Here is a 17571-nt window from a genome sequence, read left to right on the forward strand (position 1 = left end):
TGCCCACCCGGGCCAATCGATGATCAAGCGTCCGCCGCCGTGGCGGCCATATGCAGTGCCAGGGTGGCGGCCTGGTTCGTGATACCCACTCCGCACGCCCAGGTTTCGATCACGAGATTGGAGACAACTGCCAGCGCGTGATCGCACGGCCACTCGGGCTGTTGCTGCTCGGTCGAGAACTGGGTCAACAGCGACTGCTCGGCGACAACGTCAGCGATATCCCAGTGCGTCGTCGCATCTCCGGTACCTATCGAGATGGTGCGCCCGGCGCACGCCTGCCACGATTGCCCGGCCGAGTCGAAGAAGCTACGTGCCTCATCACCCGACGGATACAGCACCACAGTCTGTTCGATGGATTGCCTGGATCGTGGCGTCGACATCACCTGATCACGCACGCCGGTCCAACCTGAACCCGCATACACCGCCTCTTGCGCACCGAAAACCGCTGCCCGGCAGTCTTCGTCAGAAAGATCATTGGCATTGACGTTCATCGTGTCGCTGGTATCGCGGGCCTCCGTGGGTTTCAGTCCGGTCACTCCGACGATCTCGTCGGCTTCCTCCGCGGAAATCAGGAGACCTTCGAGCGCGGATTCGGTGAAGGTTTGGTCGACCACGGGGACCGAGTTCTCCGCCCGCACGGCGCTGCCGTCGACCATCTGCGCGCATCCGGCCATCAGCAGTGATGCGGCGGCGAGTAGTGCGATCACGGGGGGACAGGGCATGTCACCATTGTCACCGACCGGTGGCACCTCGCCGGACACAATCACCGTGCGCCGATCTCTGGATGAGTCGGGACCGACCCGGCACCATCGGGTCATGAGCTACAGCCGCCTCCGCGCAGACGACACTTCACGCATCAAGATCGACGTGGCGATCGGTGTTCTGGTCGCCCTGCGCGGTTGCGCGCCTGATCAGGCTTTTGCCGAACTGGTGCGGGTGGTCCAGCGCACCGGTATCGGAATCGGCAGCATCGCAGGTGCGTTGGTGGATCTTGCCGGCGGCAGCTCGGGCACCACGGCCGACTACGCCGAGGCGTTCAACGCCTGGGGTGAGCTGCTCGCGCAGGCCCGGCGAGTGCCCGTCAGCCCCGTCCGGTGACCTGTGCCCGTGCCATCAGCCAGGCCTCCCCGTCACCCTCGTACGCGGCCAGCGTCTCAAGACCGGCAAAGGCCGCCTCGAGTTCACCGGGGGCGGCCCGGAACCGACCCGGTTGCGCCCCCACCTCACTGAGCACGCAGACGGCCAGCAGGCCGCCCGGCCGCAGGCGGGTGGCCAGCGCCGGATAGAGGCGCGGGTCGCGGAAGCGATGGCACAGCACCACATCGACCTGTGGTCCGGCCGGTAGGCCCTCGTCGAGGTCGGCGACCTCGAATCGGCAGCGATCCGCCACTCCGTGGCTTGCGGCCGTCGCCCTCGCCTGCGTGATCGCCACGGTGGATACGTCGAAGCCGGACACGGTCAACCCGCGCTGAGCCAGCCACACCGCGGCCCGACCGGTTCCACACGCGATGTCGAGGGCCGACCCGGACGCGGGAAACTGGTCGGCGCGGCCGCTGAAGACCTCGGGTAGGGCCGGCACTCGGTCCGGCTCGCGGTCGGCATAGGCCGTGTCCCACCGGGCGCGGTCCTTCTGGCTCACGTCGGCCACCTTATGGGAGGGAATAGCGCCAAACCGTTCGGGGTTAGCCCCTTCATGCGAGCCCTCGTCTACGACCCGCAAGCTCCTGCAAACCTCCGGTTCGACGAAGTGGCCGAACCTTCGGTCGCCGACTCCCAGGCGCTGATCGACGTGCATGCGATCGCGCTGAACTTCGGCGAGGTGCACTTCATCGATCAGATGCGCCGCCCCGGCGAAGTGCCGGGGTGGGACAGCGCGGGGATCGTTGCCAGAGCCGCGGCCGACGGGACCGGACCGGCCGTCGGCACGCGTGTGGTGGGCTTCAGCGGAGCAGCCGGATGGGCCGAGCGCCGCGCGGTCTCCACCGAGAATCTCGCCGAGCTTCCCGAATTCGTCGAATTCGAAGAGGGTGCTGCCCTTCCGGTGGCCGGCGTGACGGCCCTGCAGGCGCTGCGAGCCCTCGGCCCGGTGGTGGGGCGCCGGGTCCTCATCACCGGTGCGTCCGGAGGCGTCGGCCGATTCGCGGTGCAGCTGGCCGCACGGGCCGGGGCGCACGTGGTCGCCGCGGTCGGCAGTGCGCGGCGCGGTGACGGCCTGGAGGAATTGGGCGCGGCCGAGGTCGTGGTGGGGCTCGACGGCGTGACCGAGCCGGTGTTCGGCGTCCTCGACAACGTCGGCGGAAAGCTCCTGGCCCAGGCCTTCAGCCTGGTGTCCGACGGCGGGTCGGTGCAGTCCATCGGGATGGCATCCAACGAACCGACCACCATCGACTTCGAGGCCGAGCGGCGTCGCGGGAATCGGAAGCGGTTGGAGCCGTTCACCGTTCGGGCACCGTTCCAAGCTGATCTGGACTATCTGCTGACGTTGGTGGCCGACGGCGAGCTCGACCCGCAGATCGGTCTTCGCGACTCGTGGGACAACATCGCCGTCGCCGCGCAGGCCCTGCTCGACCGCAAAGTCGCGGGCAAGGCGGTGCTGCAGGTCGACTGACGACGCCTCAGTTGCCCTGGCCGCCCCGGCTCAGTTGCCCTGGCCGCCCCGGCCGCGGCTGACCAGATCAGCCACCGGATCCTTGCCGTTGACGAACCAGTCCCCCAGGATGCGCGCCTTGTAGACCACCGGATTGTGGGACGCCAACGTGCGGGCGTTGCGCCAATGCCGGTCCAGGCCAAGCTCTTCGGACACACCGGAGGCTCCGAGTGCGTCGAACACCTTGGTGGTGGACCGCAGCGCCGATCCGATGATCACCAGTTGCGCCTGTGCGACGGCAACCTCGGCGTCGATCAACAACTCGCGGGCATGGTCGTCGCTGCCGGCCAGCCGGCCCGCAACGATCCGGTCGAGGGTGCGGGCGCTCAATCCCAGGGCCGCCTCGGCACCGAACGCCTCGGCCGAGATCTCTCCGATCACCTGCAAGAGTTGAGCGTCTTCGGCCGGCACCTCGGCGAGGCCTTGCGGATAGTTGCGGGTGCGCCCTCGTAGCGCCGCCGCCCCATCCCGGTGCACCGCCCGGGTGATTCCGGTGAGCACGGCGAGCATCGCGATCTGATAGAAGTGGGCCTGGTAGCTGAACCGCTCGGCCGCCGGGAACACATTGCCCGGTTCAGCGCGTGCCCCCTCGTAACGTGCCGAACCGCTGGCGGTGGTGCGCTGCCCGAACCCCCGCCAGTCGTCGACCAGCGTCACCCCCGGATCCTCCGCGCGCACCAGCGCCGTCCACAACTCACCGTCGCCGCCGCGACCGAGTACATCCAGCCAGTCGGCGTAAAGGCTGCCTGTCGCATAGTATTTCGCGCCCGAGACCAGCCAGTGGTCACCCTGGGCGGTGACCGTGGTGGCCAGGTTGGCCAGCGTGACGTTGTTGGCCTCGGTCCAGCCGCCACCGACGAACTCGCCTGCCAGGAAACGCTTGATCCAGGTGTTGTTGTCCTCGGTCACCGGGGCGTTGAGCCGGTCCTCGACGAAGGCCAGGTGGTTGCGCCAGATATGGGCGACGTTGGCATCGGCCTCCCCCAGTTCGGCCAGCAACAGGAAGGTCTGCTCCAGCGAGGCACCGAAACCGCCTTGCTCCGCCGGGATACGCAAGGTGCCGAACCCGGCGTCGCCGAGCCACCGCACCTGCTCGTGCGGGAACGTCCGGTCGCGTTCGCGTGCCACGTTGCCTTCCGCGATCCGCGCGAAGATCGGCCGGAACACCGACTGCAACTCGGCGTCGTATCCGGACGGCCGCTTGAGATATGTGCCTGCCCTGCTCATCGGATGCTCCCGTCGTGATCGATGCGGTATGCGTACTGGTCTCGGACCGCGAGATACCCCAAGCGGCGGTACAGCTCGTGGGCCTTGCTCGCGTTGTCGATGTCGGTGCCCAGCGACGCGACCGTGAACCCGCGCCGCAACGCCGCCAGCCAGATCTTGCGTAACAACAGTTCTCCGGTCCCGCGTGTTCTCAGGTCGCGGCGTACCCCGATGTAATCGGTGTGTGCGCTGCGTTCCTGCTCGGCGCCGGCGCCTTCCGTGTAGGTCGACCCCAGTACGTAGCCGACCACCACGCCGTCGTCGTTGACCGCGGCAATGCTGAAGTCCGGATTGAACGCCCGACTGCGCAGGTGATGTTCCCAGCGCTGCGGGGTTTTCGACATGTTCCCGAAATGCTCGCTGAACGTATCGAACTGCAATTGCCGCACCTGCTCGGCGAATCCGCCCGAGATCACCTCGGGCCAGGACAGGATCGTCAGTCCGTCGATGTGCGCGGCGGCCAGCGCGGCGCGATCCTCACCGAGCAACGGCTTTCGGGTCGCGACGAACTGGCGCTCCTGACGCGCGCCACGTCGCACCAGCGCCTCGATCGCCACCGGCTGATCGGCCCCGATGTACACCCGCAGATAGGCGCCGGGGGTAGCCACCCGGTGGAATCGGTCGACGGTGTCGTCGACGACCTCCGCGACCGGCGCCTCGGCAACCTCCGGGCTGAATACGAAGTCTGCCAACACTTCCGGTTCGGCACCGTCGGGCTGGTACAGCGCCGCGTACCCCAGCACGTCGGCCGATTCACTGCGCAGGACCACTGCCGACCCGGGGTACACGCCGGCGAGCTGCTCCGCGACGTCGCGCGAATCGGCGGCGAACTTTCGCCCCCGCAGGCCCGGTGTGGTGGCGAGGAAATCTGCGATCAGTGGATGGTCGTGGGCGGTGGCCGCTTCCACTGTCCAGCTGGTGGTCAACGCCTGGTCGGTGAGCGTCATTTCCGGTCCTCATTGATCAGTGCCGCCTGCGACTGCTGGAGCACCTCGCCGATTCCTTCGGCGGCCAGGCGCTGTTGCTCGTCCTCGGAGAGGGTCTGGATGCTGCCGATCCGGTTGGCCACCTCGGGACTGGTCCGCTTGAGGTACCAGTACCAGGACAGTCCGGCCAGCAGGATGGCCCCGAACACGAAAGGCAGGATGTTGAACGGGAACTCGGGTACCGGATAGAAGTTGCTGACGATCACATACCCCAGGCCGATGGTGGCCGCGACCGCGACCGCGAGCCGCGCCGGGGTCAAGGCGCCGATCTTGCGCAGCCAGATCGGCGTCGCGATGACCACCAGCAGGTAGCTCACCAGGAAGCCCCAGTTGGCCACGTAACCGCCGTAGACGTCGAATACCAGACGGCCCGCGGAGCTGAAGGTGGCCGTGATCGAGAACGCGAGGGCCAGGATCCCGACAAACACCACGCCCGCCCACGGTGTCTTGTAGTTCGAGTGCACCTTGGTGAACACCTTGGGCAGCGCCCCTTCGTGCGCGAAGGTGAACAGCGATCGGGACGCCGCCGTGGTGACCGCGGTGACGAACACGATGAACGCGATCGCGACGGCGCCGCTGACAATCTGGTTCACCCATTCCACCCCGACGCTGGTGGCCAGCTGCGGCAGCACCGCCTTGTCGCCGTCGATCTCGCCGAAGTGCAGGATCTGCGGGTAGGTCGCGAAGATGTAGAGCGCACCGATCAGGAGCACCACGCGCAGCAAGGATCTGGCGATGTTGCGGTGCGCGTCCTTGGCCTCGGCCCCGAGCGAGGCGACGCTCTCGAAACCGGCATAGGAACCCACCGCGGTGACCGCCGCGATGAAGGTCGCGCTGGACCCGAGATGCTGGGGATTCCACTGCTCCCAGTCGATGCGGAACCCGTAGCCGATGTAGGAGGCCACGATGATCACCAGGATCGACGCGATGGCCAGCAACTCGAAGGCCAGTTCGTACTTGGCGGCCAGCGACACCCCGCGGTACGGCAGGTACACCGCGACGCCGACCACCACGAACACCAGCAGCAGCCGGAACCAAACCGCCTGCGAGCCAAGGCCGATCGACTCGAGGAACGCATCGAGGTAGAGCACCCCGCCGAGGGTGCCGGTGGTGGCGAAACCGATGTAGCCGAACAGCAGGCTGAACCCGGCGGCGAAGGCGAAGCCGGGGCCCAGACCGTTACCCGTGTAGGTTCCCAGCGAGCCCGAGGACACCGTGCGTTTGGCCTGGAAGCTGATCGTGATGGCGACTAGCACCACGATGGACAGGCCGATCACGGCGGCCCATGCCGCACCCTTGCCGGCCGCCACGAACAGCGAGAACGGTACGACGGCCAGGGCCACGCTGGGGGCGGCGGCCGCCAGGCCCTGGGCAAACACGCCCCAGGGGCCCAGCGCCCCGGATTCCAGTCCGGTCGATTCGGCCGCGATCAGGGTGCGGCCTGCGGCATTCGCCGTCGGGTGCGCCTTCGGGTCTTCTGTAGTGGTCACGGCTATGCCCCTTTCTGACCGCGACGCCTCCCGTCCGTGAACCGGTACGGGTGGTTGAGATGTCGGTACGTGTTGTCACACTGCCGCAATCGGTTTCGCGTCGTCAGCTATGGAATCGGCAGGATTCTATTGCGAATGAACGGAATTCCTGCGGAATGCGGCGGCCGGGTGCCCGCCGGCCAGTAATCCGTCGCCACCGCCGAACAGCTTCTGCCGCAGGGTCGTCGGATCGCCGAGTTCGCGAGCGCGACCGCGCCGGCGCAACTCGGGGATGAGATGAGCGGCAATGTCGGCGAAGCTGCCGGGCGTGACGTGATAGGCGATGTTGAACCCGTCCACCCCGGTCCGCCCGGCATAGGCGTCCAGGGCATCGGCCACGGCCGCAGCCGAACCCACGAACAATTCCCCACCGAACCCGCCCAGTCCCCCAACGTAATCCCGCAGCGTCAAGCGCTCACGGACACCCGAGTCGGTCACCGCGGCGAGGATGGACCGGCTGGCGTCGGTGTCGAACTGCTCGATCGGGCGATCGACGCCGTAGGTCGACCAGTCGACGCCGGACAGTGCCGACAACAGCACCAGACCGCCTTCCAGATCGTGGAAGTCGGCAAGTTCGCGCGCCTTGGCCTGGGCCGCGGAATCGGTACTGTCCGTGACGATCTCGACCGAGGTGATGAACTTCAGCGATTGCGGGTCGCGGCCGTGTCCGGCGGCCCGGCGGCGGATGTCGGTGATGTGGCTGCGCAGCACCTCGGGTCGCGGATCGCTGACGAACACCAGTTCCGCGTTGCGAGAAGCGAACTCCCGGCCGGCCGGTGACGTACCCGCCTGGAACAGTACCGGCGTGCGCTGCGGCGAAGGCTCGACCAGGTGTGCCCCGGGCACGGTGAAATACTTCCCGTGGTGGCCGATGTCGTGCACCTTCGCCGGGTCGGTATACATCCCGCGCTTCGCGTCGCGGATCACCGCGCCGGGCTCCCACGAACCTTCCCAGAGCTTGTAGGTCACTTCCACGAATTCCTGGGCCATCGCGTAGCGCTCGTCGTGCGGGATCTGCCGGTCCCGGCCGATGATGTTTCGCGCCGCGCTGTCGAGCAGCGAGGTCACGATGTTCCAGCCGATGCGGCCGCCGGTCAGATGATCGAGGGTGCTGAACTTTCGCGCCAGCAGGTACGGGCTCTCGTAGGTGGTGGACACCGTGATGCCGAACCCCAGACGCTGGGTGGCCGCGGCCATCGCCGACACCGCCAGCAGCGGATCGGTCACCGGCGTCTGCACCGCCCGCGCCAGCGCGGCACTGGCATCTCCGCCGAACACGTCGAGTTGTCCGACCGCGTCGGCGATGAACAGCAGGTCGAATCCGCCGTCGTCGAGCAGCTTCGCCAGATCCACCCAGTAGCGGACATCGGTGTAGTCGGCGGTGCGATCCTGCGGATGACGCCACAACCCGAAATTGCCGTGCGACACCGTCGACATGGTGAACGCCGACAGCACATACGGTTCGGTCATCACAGCTGCCGCGGCGGGACGTCGAGCCCCAGATGGGATCGCAGGGTGGCGCGGGCGTATTCATGGCGGAACAGCCCGCGCTTGCGTAACACCGGCACCACCTGCTCGACGAAAAGCTCGTGCTGGCCGGGCAACCCGGAATCCCGCAGCACGAACCCGTCGGCGGCGCCGGTGGTGTACCACTGTTCGATCTCGTCGGCGATCTGCTCTGGGGTGCCCACCGCTGCCGCACCCCAACCGTTGACCGTGCGGTACAGGAACTCTCGCACCGTCGGATTCCCGTCGGCTGCCAGCAACCGGTAGCCGGCCAATGCGGTCTGATGGGTCTCGGTGTGGGCCGGGAAGGCCGACTCCGGAACCGGACCGTCGAGATCGGCACCGGTGACGTCGACATCGACCTCGAGCAGCCAACCCGCCTGATACTGCGGGCTGAAGTACTCGTACTCCTGCTGTTGCGCGCGCCTGGCCTCTTCCTCGGTGGAACCGACGAGATACCGCAGAGAAGGCGTGATCAGCGGTGGCCGGGCCCGGCCAAACCGCCGCGACTCCTCGTGAATCTGGGAGTAGAACTCCTGCGCGCGCCTCCGGTTTCCGTGACTGGTGAAGATCACCTCTGCGTGGCGGGCCGCGAAACCCCGTCCGGTTTCCGATGATCCGGCCTGGAAGAGCACCGGCTGGCCCTGCGCCGACCGAGCCGCGCCCAGCGGACCGGCCACGTCGAAGTAGCGGCCGTGGTGATCCGTCGGTTGGATTCTGTTGACGTCGTTGAATATCCCCGCCGCACGGTCTTCGACGATCGTATCCTCGCCCCAGCCGTCCCAGAGCTTGCGCACCACCTCGAGAGCTTCCTCGGCAATGCGGTAGCGCTCGTCATGGGCCACCACGCCGCGGGCGCTGAAGTTGTCGGCCGCGGCCTGCGCGAAGCTGGTCACCAGATTCCAGCCGGCCCGTCCACCGCTGAGGTGATCGAGTGAAAGCAGCTGGCGGGCAAGGTGGTACGGATGGGCCAGGGTGGCCGATCCGGTGACCACCAGACCGATCCGCTCGGTGACCGAGGACAGCGCGGCCGTCGCGGTGAGCGGTTCGAAGTCCTCGGTGATCTTGTAGGGCCAGGTCGCGGGGGGACCGTAGTTCAGGCCGTCGGCGAAGAACAGCGCGTCAAAGGTGCCCGCCTCGGCGGTCTGCGCATAGCTGATCAGCCGCTGGCGTACCCCGGCGGTGCTGTTGTCGATATCGGGATGCCGCCACGGCCCGGTAGACCGGGTATTGCCGAAGGCCAGCAGGTGCAGTTCTCTGGGCACTGCGCCGACGCTACGGTCGCGGGGGGCACGAGCCGAGGGTTGCGCTCAGCGCGAAGCAATCCCGGGCGCGCTACTTCTTGGGCTTGTCCGAAGCGGCATCGGTGGACAGCGCCGCGACGAAAGCCTCCTGAGGAACCTCCACGCGACCGATGGTCTTCATGCGCTTCTTGCCCTCCTTCTGCTTCTCCAGCAGCTTGCGCTTACGGGTGATGTCACCGCCGTAGCACTTGGACAGCACGTCCTTGCGGATTGCCCGGATGTTCTCGCGGGCAATGATTTTCGACCCGATCGCGGCCTGCACCGGCACCTCGAACTGCTGGCGCGGGATGAGCTCCTTGAGCTTGGTGGTCATCTTGTTGCCGTAGGCCGACGCCGAATCCTTGTGCACGATGGCGCTGAACGCGTCCACGGCCTCGCCCTGCAGCAGGATGTCGACCTTGACCAGATCGGCCATCTGCTCGCCGGCCTCCTCGTAGTCGAGGCTGGCGTAACCCCGGGTGCGGGACTTCAGCGAGTCGAAGAAGTCGAAGATGATCTCGCCCAGCGGCATGGTGTAGCGCAGCTCGACACGCTCGGGCGACAGGTAGTCCATGCCGCCGAGCTCACCGCGCCGTGCCTGGCACAGCTCCATGATGGTGCCGATGAACTCGCTGGGCGCGATCACGGTGGTCTTGACCACGGGCTCGTAGACCTCGCGGACCTTGCCCTCGGGCCAGTCCGACGGGTTGGTCACCACGCTCTCGGAGCCGTCATCTCGCACAACGCGATAGACCACGTTGGGCGCGGTGGAGATCAGGTCGAGGTTGAACTCGCGTTCGAGGCGCTCGCGGGTGATCTCCATGTGCAGCAGGCCGAGGAATCCGCAGCGGAACCCGAAGCCCAGCGCCACCGAGGTTTCCGGCTCGTAGGTCAGCGCGGCGTCGTTGAGCTGCAACTTGTCCAGCGCCTCGCGCAGCACCGGATAGTCCGAGCCGTCCACCGGGTAGAGCCCGGAATAGACCATCGGCCGGGGCTCCCGGTAACCGGTCAGGGCTTCGGTGGCGCCCTTGCGCGCCGTCGTCACGGTGTCGCCGACCTTGGACTGCCGGACGTCTTTCACACCGGTGATGAGGTAGCCCACCTCGCCGACACCGAGACCGTCGCTGGGCTTCGGGTCGGGTGAGACGATGCCCACCTCGAGCAATTCGTGGGTGGCGCCGGTGGACATCATCGCGATCTTCTCGCGCGGGGTGATCTTGCCGTCGACGACGCGCACGTAGGTGACCACGCCGCGGTAGATGTCGTAGACCGAGTCGAAGATCATCGCCCGCGCAGGAGCGTCGGCGTCGCCGGTCGGCGCCGGCACCTGCCGGACCACCTCGTCGAGCAACTCGGCCACCCCGACGCCGGTCTTGCCGGACACCCGCAATACGTCGGACGGCTCGCACCCGATGATGTGCGCGAGCTCACCGGCGTAGCGCTCCGGATCCGCGGCGGGCAGGTCGATCTTGTTGAGCACCGGGATGATCGTCAGGTCCCGGTCGAGCGCCAGGTAGAGGTTGGCCAGCGTCTGCGCTTCGATGCCCTGCGCGGCGTCGACCAGCAGAACGGCACCCTCGCAAGCCTCCAGCGCGCGGGACACCTCGTAGGTGAAGTCGACGTGGCCGGGGGTGTCGATCAGGTGCAGGACAAACTCTTCGTCCCCGACCTTCCAAGGCAACCGCACGTTCTGCGCCTTGATCGTGATGCCGCGCTCACGCTCAATGTCCATCCGGTCCAGGTATTGCGCTCGCATCGACCGGTCGTCGACGACGCCGGTGAGCTGCAGCATCCGGTCCGCCAGCGTCGATTTGCCATGGTCGATGTGGGCGATGATGCAGAAGTTCCTGATCTGCGCCGGCGCAGTGAACGTCTTGTCGGCGAAGCTGCTGATGGGAATCTCCTGGTGAGCGTGGGTGTCCAGCACGTGCTGTGCTCCCTAAGGGTATCGAGCAACCACCGTCGCGACACAATCGCCGGGGGTCCCCTCGCCTATGCTCGACACCATGGCGTCGCAGTGGAAGGCGTTCCAACAGGTTCTCAAGGGCGTGATGGACGGTGCCGAGAACCTGGTGTTCAACGAAGCACCCAAGTTCGTGCGCCAGCTACAGACCACCGACAACGTGCCCCGCACCGTGCAGCAAGGCCTTCAACAAGGGCTTCAGCAGGGCCTCAGGCTGGGCCTGGGCGTTCTCGCCGGTGCGGCCGCCCCGGCACCCCAGGCGATCACCGCCGGCCGGCCGGTGTCGAAGAACAGCGTGCCCACCGCACACCGGGCCCGCAAAGTCGTCTACGCGCCCGATCTGGACGGGCAGGCCGATCCGGGCGAGATCGTGTGGACCTGGGTCGTCTACGAGGATGACCCGACCCAGGGCAAGGACCGCCCGGTTCTGGTGGTGGGTCGCGATCAGCGCACCCTGCTCGGGCTGATGCTGTCCAGCCAGGACTACCACCGAGACGATCCGGACTGGATCGGCATCGGCGTCGGCACCTGGGATTACGACGGCCGGCCGAGCTGGGTCCGGCTGGACCGGGTGCTCGACGTTCCCGAGGAAGGCATCCGCCGTGAGGGCGCCATCCTTGACCGTCAGCGATTCGAATCGGTCGCAGTCCGGTTGCGCGCCGAGTATTCCTGGAGCTAGCCCGCCGAGCCGCCGGCTCCCACGAACCGGACGTACGGTCCGGCGTCGTCGACGGTGATCCGGCACTGCACGCCGTACACGTCGGCCACCAGTTCTTGGGTCAATACCTCGACCGGGCTACCGGTGGCCACCACCCGTCCCGCCGACAGCATCACGACGTGGTCGCAGAACATCGCCGCCAGGTTGAGGTCGTGCAGGGCCACCACGGCGGTGACATCGAGGGTGCGGATCAGCGCCAGGATCTCCAGTTGGTGCGCGATGTCGAGGTGATTGGTGGGCTCGTCCAGCAGTAACTCGCTGGGCTCCTGCGCGAGAGCGCGGGCGATCTGCACGCGCTGACGCTCCCCGCCCGAGAGGGTGTGCCACAGGCGGTCGGCCATACCGTCGAGACCGGTGGCCGACAGGGCGGCGGCCACCGCGGCGGTGTCGTCGCCACCACCGCCGAACACCGAGCTGTGCGGGATCCGTCCGAGCCGCACCACATCGCGCACGGCGATGTCCAGGTCGGTCTCCGCGTGCTGGCCGACCATCGCCACCCGCCGCGCCACCGCACGCCGCGACATCCTGTGCAGATCACGGCCGTCGAGCTGCACGACACCCGAGTCGGGCCGATCGATACCGGCCAGCAGTCGCAGCAGCGAGGACTTGCCTGACCCGTTGGGACCCAACAACCCGACCGTGCTTCCGGGGGCCGGATCCACCGTCACACCGTCGAGCACGACCCGGCCGGACCGGATCCAGCGCACCTCGCCCGCCCGCAGGGTCATCGGTCAACCTTCTTGCGCCGCAACAGGATCAACGCGAAGGCCGGCACCCCGAGCAGCGCGGTGACCACTCCGGTGGGTAACTCCTGCGGCGCGAACACCGTCCGGGCCAGGGTGTCCACCCACACCATGAAGACGGCGCCGAAGATCGCCGCGGTGGGCAGCAGACGCCGATGGCCGGGCCCGACGACGAACCGGGCGGCATGCGGCAGCACCAGCCCGACGAACCCGATCGCGCCGGCGGCACTGACCAGGGCCGAGGTCATCAACGCGGTGATCACGAGCAACACAATGCGGGCGCGGGTCACCGAAACGCCCAGGGTCGCGGCGGCATCCTGCCCGAACGCGAACGCGTCGAGGGTGCGTGCGAAGGCCAGGCACACCAGCAACCCGGCACCGACGACGACCGCGCAGATGAGCACGTCGGACCACGACACCCCGGCCAGCGAACCCAGCAGCCAGAACAACACTCCCCTGGTCTGCTCGGCGTCCGCCGAGGACAACACGATGAAGGAGGTCAGCGCCGAGAACAGTTGGGTCCCGGCCACTCCGGCCAGTACCACCCGGTCCGTCCCGCCGCCGGCGGCGTAGGCGAGCAGCAGCACCACGGCGAACGACACCACCGCGCCGATGAAGGCGCCGCCGGACAGGCTCAGCGTGCCGGCGCCGACACCCAGCACCGCGACCAGCACGGCACCCGTCGACGCGCCCGAGGACACCCCCAGCACGAACGGGTCGGCCAGCGGATTACGCAGCAACGACTGCAGAATCGCCCCGCACAGTGCCAACCCGGCGCCACAGATGGCGGCGAGCACGATCCTCGGCAGTCGCAGTTGCCAGACGATGCTCTCCTGCAGTCGGGTGGCCCCTGACGGGCCGACGCCGAGCCGGTCGCCGACGATGCGGTACACGTCACCCACCGACAGTGCGGCGGGCCCGATGGTGATGGCCACCGCCGCCGAGAACACCAGCAGCAGGAGGCCGCCGACCCACAGCCCGCCGAGCCAACCGGTGCGCACGCTCACCGCGGTGAACCGAATCCGAGGTCCCGCAGGCCTTTCGCCACCTTCTCGGCGCCGTCGACCGTGCGGATCGACGGGTTGAGATCGGCCCCGTTGACCACGATGTAGCGACGCTGCCGCACCGCGGTGAGTCCTCGGGTCAGCGGATTCGATTCCAGGAACTCGATTTTGGTCGCCAGCGCGTCCCCGTCGATCGTGCGTCGGCTCAGGTCCGCCAGCACCAGCACATCCGGGTCGCGATCGGCCACGCTCTCCCAGCTCACCTGCGGCCATTCGTCGCTGGTGTCGGCGAAGACGTTACGTGCCCCGGCCGTGCCGGCGATCACCCCGGGCGATCCACAGCAGCCGGCGAAATAGGGGGCACGGATATCGGAGAACCAGAACGCCATATCGATGCCTGTTTCTGTCCCGGTGGCCGAGGCCATCCGTTGACGCAACTGTGCGATGAGCTGATCGCCGCGTTCGGTGACATCGAAGATTGTTGCCAGGTCCCGGATTTCGGCGTAGATCGCGTCCATGGTGAACGGTGCGCTCCGCGCCCCGTCGCCGTTGACCGACGTCTTGCCTTCGCAGTCACTGGGCGCCAGATACGTCGGGACGCCGAGTTCCGCGAACTGATCCCGGTCGGCGACGCCACCAGGCCCGAGGGTTCCGCCGAAGGACGCCGTCACCAGATCGGGTTCGGCGTCGAGCACGCTCTCCAGAGACGGTTTGTTCACCGCGAGTCGTGGCACCCGGGCGTTGTCGGCCGCCAGGTCGGGCCTGACGGGATCGGTCCAGGTGGCGGTTCCGACCATGCGGTCGGCCAGGCCCAGTGACAACAGGATCTCGGTGGAACTCTGGTTGAGCGAGACCGCACGCTGCGGCGGCGTGGCGATCACCACCTGCCTGCCGCAATTCTGCACGGTCACCGGATATCCGGCCGCCCTCTGTGAGGCCGCGGTCGGCCCGGCCTGGGCACACCCGGCCAGTAGCAGCGCACTGATCCCGCCGGCGATCAGCCGGTTCACTGGGCCAGGCCGAACGTCTTGAAACCGGCCGCCAGCTTCTCCACCGCGTCGATCTCCCGAATTCCGGGGTCAAGCTCGGACCCGGTCAGCACCACATAGCGCTTCTCGCGCACCGCGGTCATGTTCCTGGTCACCGGATTCGATTCCAGGAACTTCACTTTCGCGTCGAGAGAATCACCGTCGATGCGCCTGCGGTTGAGGTCGGCCAGGACCAGCACGTCAGGGTCGCGGTCCGCCAGCGACTCCCAACTGACCTCCGGCCAGTCCTCGCGGGCGTCGGCGAAGACATTGGTGACACCGAGTTCGGTGGCGTACAGGCCGGGCGCCGAGCAGCATCCGGCCAGGTACGGCGTCCGCAGCCCCGAGAACCAGAACGCCACAGTGGTGTTGGTCGCCGTGATCGACGGTGCCTCGTCCAGCCGCCGGGTGAGTCGGGCGATCAGGTCCTGGCCGCGCTGCTGCACATCGAAGATCTGAGCCAGCTCGGTGATTTCCCGAAACAGCGTGTCGAATGCCAGCGGCTCAGTGCGGGTGACGGTCTCACCGTCGACCTTCGCTCCGGTGCATACCGACGGTGATTGATACGTCGGGATTCCCAGTTGGGCGAATCTGGCACGGTCGGCGACGACCGCGGGCGTGAAGGTATGCGCGCTGGCCGAAGTCACCAGATCCGGCTCCACGCTGAGCACTGCTTCCAGGCCCGGGTCGTTGTCCGCCAGCCGGGGCACCTCGGCGTTTTCGTCCGCGAGTTCGGGCAGCACCGGGTCGAACCACGTGGTGGTGCCGGCCATCCGATCGGCCAGACCAAGTGCCAGCAGGATCTCCGTCGAAGCCTGATACAGCGCTACTGCCCGCTGCGGAGGCCCGTCGAACGTGACGGTCACGCCACAGTTCTCGACGGTGAGTGGATAGCTGGTGGGGCCGGGCCCGGCAGGTCCCGCGACCGCGTCGTCCGCAGGCGGGTCGGGGCGCCCGCACGCCACCGTGAGTGACAGTGTCACAGCCAACAGGGACAGCACCGCGAATACCCGCACGGCCAAGACTTCCTTCGATACAGGGCTCGGTCGCGGAGCCGTCGACAGTCACACCCGGCCACAGGTGATCGGACTCGAGGCGGTGCCTCATACCGTTGCGCGTCAGTTCCGGTTTCGCACCGGATTCCCCTGTTGGTCGGTCTTCGCACTGTAACAGCCACGATGTGGCGTGATTGCCGGCCCGCGACAGGCAAACCGATGCATCAAATCGGCGTCAGCGGGCACTCCTAGGCCATGACTGCGCTACCACCCGATCCCGATCCGGCCGAGATTCCCGATCTGGAACCCGGCGGCGGTGTCGCTCCCGGCGCCACCCCGCCCGACTCGGCGCAAACCTCGGGCCTGGGCGAACCCGCCCCGCGACCCAGGCACCGGTACAGCCCCACTTCGGTGGCCGCGATCATCGGGGTGGTGCTGCTCATCGCGGTGTTCGTCGCGGTCGGTGTGTTGCTGATCATGAAGATGACCGGCGTATTCGGATAGCCAGGCTGCCGGCCGATTTGCTCTACCGCGGCCGGCGCCACATCGCAGTCATCACGGGTCCGCCGTCGGGCAGCACGATCTCCCCGGTGACCTCGAACCCGAAACGCAGGTAGTAGGGAACGTTGTCGGGGTTGCTCGATTCCAGATACGCCGGAGCGTGTTCGGCGTCGACCCCGTCCAGCCGGGACTGCATGAGAGCGTGCCCGAACCCGCCACCGCGCACCGTCGGATCGCTGCCGATCACCGCGAGATACCAGTGCGGCTCCTCGGGATGGTGCCGCTTCATGAGCTCGACGACCTGTTGGCCTCGCCGCATGTCGCGGCCGAATGCCAACACCATCGTGGGCAGCATCCGCAGTTCCTCGCCCGGAGTCTGCTTCCAACGGCCCGGCCCGTCCCACAGCGCTGCCCCGCCGATCTGACCGTCGCGGACGGCCACTTCGGCACCACCACCGGCGAGGAAGTGGTGGCGTGTGATCGCGGCGAAGAGCCGCGGCAGTCCCTTGGCGCGGCGCGTGTCGTCGGCCAGGATCCACGACATCACGGGGTCATTGTGAAAGGCCCGGGCCAAGACCGCGGAGAGCCGCTTCACGTCGGTCTTGTTCGGCGGATGGACATCGATGGCAGCCACCAGCCCACCATCGCACACGTTTCACCTACTGCGCCGGGTCAGCCGCCTCCTGGGGCAGGTCGCCCCGACGGCGGCGATAGTTCCTCGGTGAGGCCGGGCGCACTACGGCGACGCACAGAGTCTCCGCAAGATCCCAATGCCGTTGCCCGGCAAGGTGTTCACCGATCGCCGTGGTGCCATCGACCCGCTCAACAGCGTCGGGATCGCCTGATTTGCCGGGTCAACGGCTCTGGGTGATGTAGGCCTGCAGCTGTTCCTGCTCGGCCTCGAGTTCTTCCATCCGGGTTTTGACGATGTCCCCGATGCTGACGATGCCGGCCAGCCTGCCGCGGTCGAGGACCGGGATGTGGCGCACCCGGTTCTCGGTCATCAACGCGCTGAGGTGATCGACGGTGTCGCGTGGCGTGCAGGTCGCCACCACCGTGGTCATGATCTCCGACACGGGTTGTGCCAGCAGGCTGCTGCCCCGCTCGTGCAGCTTGCGGACCACATCGCGTTCCGAGACGATGCCGGCCAGCCCGTCGGGGCCCATCACCACCATGGCGCCGATGTTCAGCTCGTCCAGCCCGGCCAGCAGCTCGGTCACCGTGGTCTCCGGCGAAATCGTCACCACCGCCGTGCCCTTGTTTTTCAGCACGTCCGCGATTCGCATCGGCAGCCTCCATCGTGATCCACCTCACATCAGGCTATGTCGATGGCGGTCAGGAAGAAAGGGGCCACGCGGGAGGTCACGAACATCCGGTGCGACCAAGCCGACGAGCAGCCTTT

General features: G+C 67.5%; 18 protein-coding genes. 4 read left to right on the forward strand and 14 right to left on the reverse strand.

Annotated elements, in window-relative coordinates; translation table 11 throughout:
* Window positions 1-23: 23 nt before the first annotated feature.
* A complete protein-coding gene (locus AC4ELS_RS29210; RefSeq protein WP_499050476.1) occupies window positions 24-722 on the reverse strand; it encodes a sensor domain-containing protein in 699 nt (232 codons plus the stop codon).
* Between the two features lie 94 nt (window positions 723-816).
* Between AC4ELS_RS29210 and AC4ELS_RS29215 the strand changes: the two genes are divergently transcribed.
* Entirely contained in the window at window positions 817-1098 is a 282-nt protein-coding gene (locus tag AC4ELS_RS29215) for an ANTAR domain-containing protein (protein ID WP_448448896.1), read from the forward strand.
* Here AC4ELS_RS29215 and AC4ELS_RS29220 read toward each other — a convergent pair.
* Window positions 1082-1639, reverse strand: coding sequence for a class I SAM-dependent methyltransferase (locus AC4ELS_RS29220; RefSeq protein ID WP_448448894.1), 558 nt, complete (start codon window positions 1637-1639; stop codon window positions 1082-1084). The two genes, AC4ELS_RS29215 and AC4ELS_RS29220, sit on opposite strands and share 17 nt — an antisense overlap.
* Before the next feature lie 54 nt (window positions 1640-1693).
* Here AC4ELS_RS29220 and AC4ELS_RS29225 point away from each other — a divergent pair, with 54 nt between their 5' ends.
* The gene (locus tag AC4ELS_RS29225) at window positions 1694-2608 is read left to right on the forward strand and encodes a zinc-binding dehydrogenase (protein WP_448448892.1); all 915 of its coding nucleotides are present in this window, start codon (window positions 1694-1696) and stop codon (window positions 2606-2608) included.
* Between the two features lie 30 nt (window positions 2609-2638).
* Here AC4ELS_RS29225 and AC4ELS_RS29230 read toward each other — a convergent pair whose 3' ends face one another.
* The 6 genes from AC4ELS_RS29230 to lepA all read right to left on the reverse strand — a co-directional run bounded on the left by AC4ELS_RS29230 (window position 2639) and on the right by lepA (window position 11144).
* Window positions 2639-3874, reverse strand: coding sequence for an acyl-CoA dehydrogenase family protein (locus AC4ELS_RS29230; protein WP_448448891.1), 1236 nt, complete (start codon window positions 3872-3874; stop codon window positions 2639-2641).
* Window positions 3871-4860, reverse strand: coding sequence for a GNAT family N-acetyltransferase (locus AC4ELS_RS29235; protein ID WP_064885565.1), 990 nt, complete (start codon window positions 4858-4860; stop codon window positions 3871-3873). Before AC4ELS_RS29235 ends, AC4ELS_RS29230 begins: the two co-directional genes overlap by 4 nt.
* Entirely contained in the window at window positions 4857-6389 is a 1533-nt protein-coding gene (locus AC4ELS_RS29240) for an APC family permease (RefSeq protein WP_448448890.1), read from the reverse strand. The genes AC4ELS_RS29235 and AC4ELS_RS29240 overlap by 4 nt, the downstream gene beginning before the upstream one ends.
* Window positions 6390-6515: 126 nt before the next feature.
* Window positions 6516-7898, reverse strand: coding sequence for an NtaA/DmoA family FMN-dependent monooxygenase (locus AC4ELS_RS29245; RefSeq protein ID WP_499050481.1), 1383 nt, complete (start codon window positions 7896-7898; stop codon window positions 6516-6518).
* A complete protein-coding gene (locus AC4ELS_RS29250; protein ID WP_499050484.1) occupies window positions 7898-9199 on the reverse strand; it encodes an NtaA/DmoA family FMN-dependent monooxygenase in 1302 nt (433 codons plus the stop codon). The genes AC4ELS_RS29245 and AC4ELS_RS29250 overlap by 1 nt, the downstream gene beginning before the upstream one ends.
* A gap of 70 nt (window positions 9200-9269) precedes the next feature.
* On the reverse strand, window positions 9270-11144 hold the full coding sequence (gene lepA, locus AC4ELS_RS29255; RefSeq protein WP_448448884.1) for a translation elongation factor 4: 1875 nt from the start codon (window positions 11142-11144) through the stop codon (window positions 9270-9272).
* Between the two features lie 79 nt (window positions 11145-11223).
* On the opposite strand from lepA, the gene AC4ELS_RS29260 reads away from it, so the two are divergent.
* Window positions 11224-11859 (forward strand): type II toxin-antitoxin system PemK/MazF family toxin, encoded by a 636-nt coding sequence (locus tag AC4ELS_RS29260; RefSeq protein ID WP_110917007.1) that lies wholly within the window; start codon window positions 11224-11226, stop codon window positions 11857-11859.
* Here AC4ELS_RS29260 and AC4ELS_RS29265 read toward each other — a convergent pair.
* The 4 genes from AC4ELS_RS29265 to AC4ELS_RS29280 are packed head-to-tail and all read right to left on the reverse strand — an operon-like array spanning window position 11856 to window position 15689.
* Window positions 11856-12626 (reverse strand): ABC transporter ATP-binding protein, encoded by a 771-nt coding sequence (locus tag AC4ELS_RS29265; RefSeq protein WP_448448883.1) that lies wholly within the window; start codon window positions 12624-12626, stop codon window positions 11856-11858. The two genes, AC4ELS_RS29260 and AC4ELS_RS29265, sit on opposite strands and share 4 nt — an antisense overlap.
* Complete coding sequence (locus AC4ELS_RS29270) at window positions 12623-13648, reverse strand: FecCD family ABC transporter permease (protein ID WP_448448881.1); 1026 nt, start codon at window positions 13646-13648, stop codon at window positions 12623-12625. The genes AC4ELS_RS29265 and AC4ELS_RS29270 overlap by 4 nt, the downstream gene beginning before the upstream one ends.
* A complete protein-coding gene (locus AC4ELS_RS29275) occupies window positions 13645-14655 on the reverse strand; it encodes an ABC transporter substrate-binding protein (RefSeq protein ID WP_499050488.1) in 1011 nt (336 codons plus the stop codon). The genes AC4ELS_RS29270 and AC4ELS_RS29275 overlap by 4 nt, the downstream gene beginning before the upstream one ends.
* The gene (locus AC4ELS_RS29280) at window positions 14652-15689 is read right to left on the reverse strand and encodes an ABC transporter substrate-binding protein (protein WP_448448878.1); all 1038 of its coding nucleotides are present in this window, start codon (window positions 15687-15689) and stop codon (window positions 14652-14654) included. The genes AC4ELS_RS29275 and AC4ELS_RS29280 overlap by 4 nt, the downstream gene beginning before the upstream one ends.
* A 234-nt stretch (window positions 15690-15923) precedes the next feature.
* On the opposite strand from AC4ELS_RS29280, the gene AC4ELS_RS29285 reads away from it, so the two are divergent.
* Window positions 15924-16172 carry a DUF6480 family protein gene (locus AC4ELS_RS29285; RefSeq protein WP_064882454.1) on the forward strand — a complete coding sequence of 83 codons (249 nt, stop codon included), beginning with the start codon at window positions 15924-15926 and terminating at the stop codon, window positions 16170-16172.
* Between the two features lie 22 nt (window positions 16173-16194).
* Here the strand turns inward: AC4ELS_RS29285 and AC4ELS_RS29290 are convergent, their stop codons facing one another.
* Together AC4ELS_RS29290 and AC4ELS_RS29295 are read right to left on the reverse strand one after the other, a co-directional pair.
* Window positions 16195-16803, reverse strand: coding sequence for a GNAT family N-acetyltransferase (locus AC4ELS_RS29290; protein WP_499050492.1), 609 nt, complete (start codon window positions 16801-16803; stop codon window positions 16195-16197).
* Window positions 16804-17023: 220 nt separating this feature from the next.
* Window positions 17024-17455: a CBS domain-containing protein gene (locus tag AC4ELS_RS29295; protein ID WP_064960371.1), complete on the reverse strand. Its 432-nt coding sequence runs from the start codon at window positions 17453-17455 to the stop codon at window positions 17024-17026.
* Between the last annotated feature and the right edge of the window lie 116 nt (window positions 17456-17571).

This window comes from Mycobacterium shunyiense (genome assembly GCF_058270035.1).

Coding starts and splice junctions, on each gene's coding strand:
- AC4ELS_RS29285 (WP_064882454.1), top strand. CDS start 15,924: ATGACTGCGCTACCACCCGATCCCGATCCGGCCGAGATTCCCGATCTG.
- AC4ELS_RS29260 (WP_110917007.1), top strand. CDS start 11,224: ATGGCGTCGCAGTGGAAGGCGTTCCAACAGGTTCTCAAGGGCGTGATG.
- AC4ELS_RS29215 (WP_448448896.1), top strand. CDS start 817: ATGAGCTACAGCCGCCTCCGCGCAGACGACACTTCACGCATCAAGATC.
- AC4ELS_RS29230 (WP_448448891.1), bottom strand. CDS start 3,874: ATGAGCAGGGCAGGCACATATCTCAAGCGGCCGTCCGGATACGACGCC.
- AC4ELS_RS29265 (WP_448448883.1), bottom strand. CDS start 12,626: ATGACCCTGCGGGCGGGCGAGGTGCGCTGGATCCGGTCCGGCCGGGTC.
- AC4ELS_RS29295 (WP_064960371.1), bottom strand. CDS start 17,455: ATGCGAATCGCGGACGTGCTGAAAAACAAGGGCACGGCGGTGGTGACG.
- AC4ELS_RS29245 (WP_499050481.1), bottom strand. CDS start 7,898: ATGACCGAACCGTATGTGCTGTCGGCGTTCACCATGTCGACGGTGTCG.
- AC4ELS_RS29210 (WP_499050476.1), bottom strand. CDS start 722: ATGCCCTGTCCCCCCGTGATCGCACTACTCGCCGCCGCATCACTGCTG.
- AC4ELS_RS29235 (WP_064885565.1), bottom strand. CDS start 4,860: ATGACGCTCACCGACCAGGCGTTGACCACCAGCTGGACAGTGGAAGCG.
- AC4ELS_RS29225 (WP_448448892.1), top strand. CDS start 1,694: ATGCGAGCCCTCGTCTACGACCCGCAAGCTCCTGCAAACCTCCGGTTC.